This window comes from Azospirillum formosense (assembly GCF_013340925.1).
Lineage (GTDB): Bacteria > Pseudomonadota > Alphaproteobacteria > Azospirillales > Azospirillaceae > Azospirillum > Azospirillum formosense.
This window is the reverse complement of record NZ_WHOR01000368.1, coordinates 1-4474: the sequence shown is the minus strand read 5'-3', so window position 1 is coordinate 4474 and position 4474 is coordinate 1. Positions and strand designations below refer to the sequence as shown.

The window sequence follows — 4474 nt, the reverse complement described above, 5'->3', positions numbered from 1 at the left end:
GCCCCCGACTCCTCAATGCACGCTGACCAGCTCCATTCCATGCTCCTGAAGCGTCGCCCCCGCCGACGCGCGGTCGGTGTCCAGCCACAGGCAGGTGCCGTTCGCGGCGTACACGGCGTAGGCGGGCAGGCCGTCGATCTCCACCGACCGCAGATAGGCGACCTCCAGGATTCCCTGACGGGCGAAGCGGTCGTCGAACCCGTCGGCGAAACCATCGGCGGCGTCGGCTTTGGTGCGGCGGGCGGTCATGGTCGGTCTCCTCGGGCGATGGGGCGGACCAAACAGGGCGCCGGTCCTGCCCGGCACTCTACGGGGCGGGGCCGGGCCGCGCTGTGGCGCCCTCCACACTCAGCACGTCGAAGGGGGCCCAACTCCTGCGCAACTTTGTGCTGCGCCTCACAGCGGCCGCCGTCTTCCGCCGTCTAGCCTCGACGGGCCGGCGCTTTGGCCGGCGCGCATCATTTCGGAGGTCCGACCATGCCCGTCCGTTCACGGCGTCCGCCCATCTTTGGGCCGGGTCCGCAACCCCGTCCTTCCCCCTTCGCCGCCTGGACAGGCGTCCTGGAAACGCCAATGATTCCGCGATCCCCGCCGGTGGAGGCCAGCATGGCGCACAAGACCCTGAGCGGACTCGCGGCGGCGGCCCTGACCCTGGCCGCCGTCGGGGCGGTCGGCTTCACCGCCGGCCGCGCGGCGGCGGAGCAGGCGGTGGTCGTCGCCTCCACCGCCCCCGGCTACGCCCAGGGGCAACTGGTCCCCGATGGCGCGGCGGTCACTGTGCCGGACGGCGCCAACGCCATGTTCCTGTTCGCCAACGGGCGCATGCTGCGGATCAAGGGGCCGTTCGACGGGTCGCTCGACCGCATGCCCGACGCCTCGGGCTGGGGCGGAGTCGGCAGCCTCGTCGGTGGGGAGCGCTTCTTCCAGACCGACCTGGGCGCCGCCCGCGCGGTCGGCACCCCGCTGCAGAAGGGGGAGGAGCAGGTCTTCACCCTCGACCCGGGACGCGCCGGCATCCAATGCGTGAAGTCCGGCGGCACGGTGCTGCTGCGCCAGCCCGCCGACCCGGCGCTGATCCCGGCCACCCTGCGCGAGGAAAACCGCGGCGCCACCGCCACGCTGCGCTGGGACAAGGGGGCGACGGTGCCCTGGCCGCGCGAGCTTCCGATGACGGACGGCACCGCGGTCTCCGTCGCCGGGCCGGATGGGCGGGTGCGTCACAGCGTGACGCTGCGCGTGGTCAATGCCGAGGGGCAGGGTGCGGAGCTGGCCGTCCGGCTGGCCGGTGCCGGCTGCGCTGCGCAGGCGGCGGCGCTGCTCGACCCGGTGCGGGACAGCGTGGCGCCGCTGAACCTCTATCTCGCCACCGACCGCGGCCTCTACCCGACCTACCGGTCCGGGGAGACGGTGACGCTGGTGCTCCAGACGAACCGGGACGCGCACCTCTACTGCTACCTGCGCAACACGCGCGGCCAGCTGACGCCGATCTACCCGCCGGGGCCGTCGGCCAGCTCGCTGGTGGAGGGGCACCGCACCCTGACGCTGGCCGGTGACCGTATGCCGGTGCCGCTGCGCGCGGCGGAGCGGTCGGGGAGCCTGTCCGCCGACCAGGAGGTGCGCTGCTTCGCCGCCGGGCGCGATCTCGGCGCCGACCTGCCGGGGCGTCAGGACGCCTTCCGGCCCCTGTCCGACGAGGCGGCGGCCCGGCTGGAGCGGACGCTCGCCTCGCTGAAGCAGACCGAACTGGTGATGGCGCAGGTGATCCTGCGCGTGGAGTGAGGGCGCCGCCGTTGGGGACATCGGGGGGCAGGCCAAGCTGGGCAAAAGCCCCGTGGCTCGCCAAAGGACTGGCCAGAGGGCTGGTGGGCTTGGCCGCGGTGGTCGGCGTGTCGGCGGCGGCGCTGGGGCTGACCCGGCTGGTGCCGCCCCTGCGCTCCGCCGACGAGAGCTTCCGCGACCTCGCCATCGCCTACTTCACGGCGCCCGCCCCGCAGCATCCCGGCATCGTGCTGGTCACGCTGGGGGAGGACCTGTTCGCCACGCTGGCCTGCCGGTCCCCGGTCGATCGCGGCTTCCTCGCCGATCTGGTGGGGACGCTGGAGGCGGCGGGGGTGCGGGCGATTGGGCTGGACATCCTGTTCGATCAGCCGACCCTGCCGGCGCTCGACGAGCGGCTGCGCCAGCGCATCCAGCGCGCCAAGGTGCCGGTGGTCGCCATCACCGCGCTCGGCGACACGCCGCTGACCGAGGAGCAGCGCCGCTACCTCGGGCGGTTTCTCGACGGCATCCCGAACGGCCACGCCAACCTCGCCAAGGACCGGCTGGACGGCACGGTGCGCTGGCATGTGCCGCGCGGGCCGGACGGGCTGCCCAGCTTCCCGGCGCGGATGGCCCAGGTCGCCGGAGGGGCTGAAGGGAGGGAGGTCCCGGCGGAGCCTTTCCGCATCGACTGGCACGCCCGCCCGTCGCCGGACGCGCCGCCCTTCCCGACCTATCCGGCGGACATGGTGGGGATGCTGCCGCGCGGCTGGCTGGCCGGCCGGATCGCCGTGGTCGGCACCGTCCTGGTCGGGGTGGACCAGCACCGCACGCCGCTGTCGGTCGCCGGCCTGTCCACGCCGGGGGTGGAGATCCAGGCCCACGCCCTGGCCCAGATCCTCGACGGGCGGACCAGCCGCGACCTGTCCGCCGGCTGGGTGGTGGCGCTGGTCCTGGCGCTGAGCGCCGCGGGGGTGGCGCTGGCGGCGGCCGGCTGGCCGGTATGGCTGCTGGTGCCGGCCAGCCTGCTCGGGCTGCTGGCCCTGTGGGCGGCGGCGCTGGCGCTGTTCGCCCAGGGCGGGCCGCTGGTGGCGATGATGGCGCCGTCCGCGGCGTGGCTGGGCGGCATTGCGGCGATGACCGCGCATCTGTCGCTGAAGGAGCGCACCGACCGCCGCAGCCTGATGCAGCTGTTCGCCAACCACGTCTCCCAGCCCGTCGCCGAGGAGATCTGGCGGGAGCGCGCGACCTTCCTGGCCGGCGGGCGGCCCCGCCCGCAGGAGCTGACCGCCACCGTCTTCTTCTCCGACATCGAGGGCTTCACCACCGTCTGCGAGGCGCTGGAGCCGGAGCCACTGATCCTCTGGCTGGAGGGCTATCTCGACGCCATGGTGCGGGTGGTGGCGGCGCATGACGGGATCGTTCTGCGCTTCATCGGCGACGCCATCCTGGCGGTCTTCGGCGCCCCCGTCGCCCGCACCACCCAGGCGGAGATCGACGCCGACGCCGAACGCGCCGTGCGCTGCGCCATCCAGATGGGGCGGGAGCTTCGGGAGTTGAACAAGCGCTGGCAGGCGGAGGGTTTGCCGGCCATCGGCATCCGCGTCGGCATCCACACCGGGCCGCTGGTGGCGGGCAGCCTGGGCGGGCTGCGGCACATGGAGTATTCGCTGCTCGGCGACACCGCCAACACGGCGGCCCGGCTGGAGGCGCTGGGCAAGACGGTGGACATGCGCTCCTCCCCCCATTGCCGGATCGTCATCGGGGAACCGACCTGGACGGCGGTGCAGGGCACGGTGGCCGGGCTGCCGGTCGGCGAGATGGCGCTGAAGGGCAAGCGCAAGGCGGTGCGCGCCTGGCTGGTCCTCGACCGGGAGGGGGAGGTGGTGCGGCCCGCGGCGGAGGCAGGGGAATAACCACCCATTCCCCGTATTCGGGATTAGGCTGAATGAACGCTTGGTGCGCAGGAATCGAAATATTAAGATCGGCTAATTGGCAATTTTATGCCGATGGGTGCCGGGTATGGGGTGCGCAACCGCCTTCCCACCATGGAGCCGGCCGATGTTCGACGGACCCTTGACGCAGCGTTGTTCGGGCGCCGGCCTCTGGTTGCTCGCCCTCGCCCTGCTGTTGGTGGGCCTTCTCGGCTGGGCAGCGGGCGCGGCCGCCCAATCGCCGTCCTCCCAGCCTCCACCATCCCAGGCCTCACAGTCCCCGGAGAAGCGCATCGCGCTGGTCGTCGGCATCGGCAAGTACGAATTCGCCCCCGAACTCCAGAATCCGGTCAATGACGCCAAGGCCATCGCCGAGGCCCTGCGCAAGCTCCAGTTCGACGTGGACGAAAAGTTCGACATGGACAACCGCGGCTTCGAGCGGGCGCTGCGCGACTTCGGCGTCCGCGCCTCGCAAGCCGACGTGGCGGTCATCTTCTACGCCGGGCACGGCATCCAGGTGGGCGGCAACAACTACATCGTCCCGGCCGACGCCAAGCTGGAGCGCGAGCGCGACCTCGTCTACGAGGCGATGCCCCTGAACCTGATGATGGGCGAGCTGTCGCAGGCGCGCAAGCTGGGCATCCTGATGCTCGATTCCTGCCGCAACAACCCCTTCGTCGACCGGCTGAAGCAGGCCGGGCAGAACCGCATCCAGGTCAATTACGGCTTCGCCCGCGTCGACGACACGCCCAGCGACACGCTGGTCGCCATGGCCACCCGCG

At 72.4% G+C, this 4474-nt stretch carries 4 protein-coding genes; 3 read left to right on the top strand and 1 reads right to left on the bottom strand.

Annotated features, from left to right (window positions below; translation table 11 throughout):
• Positions 1-12 precede the first annotated feature (12 nt).
• Positions 13-249 carry a DUF1150 family protein gene (locus GBZ26_RS27375; RefSeq protein ID WP_174441514.1) on the bottom strand — a complete coding sequence of 79 codons (237 nt, stop codon included), beginning with the start codon at positions 247-249 and terminating at the stop codon, positions 13-15.
• Between the two features lie 357 nt (positions 250-606).
• On the opposite strand from GBZ26_RS27375, the gene GBZ26_RS30785 reads away from it, so the two are divergent.
• The 3 genes from GBZ26_RS30785 to GBZ26_RS27360 form a co-directional block, all read left to right on the top strand.
• The gene (locus tag GBZ26_RS30785; RefSeq protein ID WP_174441513.1) at positions 607-1779 is read left to right on the top strand and encodes a DUF4384 domain-containing protein; all 1173 of its coding nucleotides are present in this window, start codon (positions 607-609) and stop codon (positions 1777-1779) included.
• A gap of 83 nt (positions 1780-1862) precedes the next feature.
• On the top strand, positions 1863-3674 hold the full coding sequence (locus tag GBZ26_RS27365; protein WP_174441512.1) for a CHASE2 domain-containing protein: 1812 nt from the start codon (positions 1863-1865) through the stop codon (positions 3672-3674).
• A 145-nt stretch (positions 3675-3819) separates the two neighbouring features.
• On the top strand, positions 3820-4474 hold a 655-nt coding region (locus GBZ26_RS27360; protein ID WP_174441511.1), incomplete at its 3' end, for a caspase family protein.